Here is a 664-nt window from a genome sequence, read left to right on the forward strand (position 1 = left end):
TGCGACGCTCCCACGGCTTGTAGGCACACGGTTTCAGGTACTATTTCACTCCGCTCCCGCGGTACTTTTCACCATTCCCTCACGGTACTATCCGCTATCGGTCACCAGGGAATATTTAGGCTTAGCGGGTGGTCCCGCCAGATTCACACGGGATTTCTCGGGCCCCGTGCTACTTGGGAAATGAGCAAGCAAGCCGTCAATGTTTCAGCTACGGGGGTCTTACCCTCTACGCCGGGCCTTTCGCATGCCCTTCGCCTACATCAACGGTTTCTGACTCGCCTCACAGCCGGCAGACTATGAAAGCTCACTCCCACAACCCCGCATGCGCAACCCCTGCCGGGTCTCACACGCATACGGTTTGGCCTCATCCGGTTTCGCTCGCCACTACTCCCGGAATCACGGTTGTTTTCTCTTCCTGAGGGTACTGAGATGTTTCACTTCCCCTCGTTCCCTCCACACTGCCTATGTGTTCAGCAGCGGGTGACAGCCCATGACGACTGCCGGGTTTCCCCATTCGGACACCCCCGGATCACAGCTCGGTTGACAGCTCCCCGGGGCCTATCGCGGCCTCCCACGTCCTTCATCGGTTCCTGGTGCCAAGGCATCCACCGTGCGCCCTTAAAAACTTGGCCACAGATGCTCGCGTCCACTGTGCAGTTCTCAA

1 rRNA gene is annotated in these 664 nt (G+C 58.4%); it reads right to left on the bottom strand.

Annotation, left to right across the window (positions count from 1 at the left end):
• A 23S ribosomal RNA gene (locus M1O15_RS31280) occupies positions 1 to 632 on the bottom strand; the annotation flags it as partial.
• Between the last annotated feature and the right edge of the window lie 32 nt (positions 633 to 664).

This window comes from Streptomyces lichenis, assembly GCF_023218175.1.
Taxonomy (GTDB): domain Bacteria; phylum Actinomycetota; class Actinomycetes; order Streptomycetales; family Streptomycetaceae; genus Streptomyces; species Streptomyces lichenis.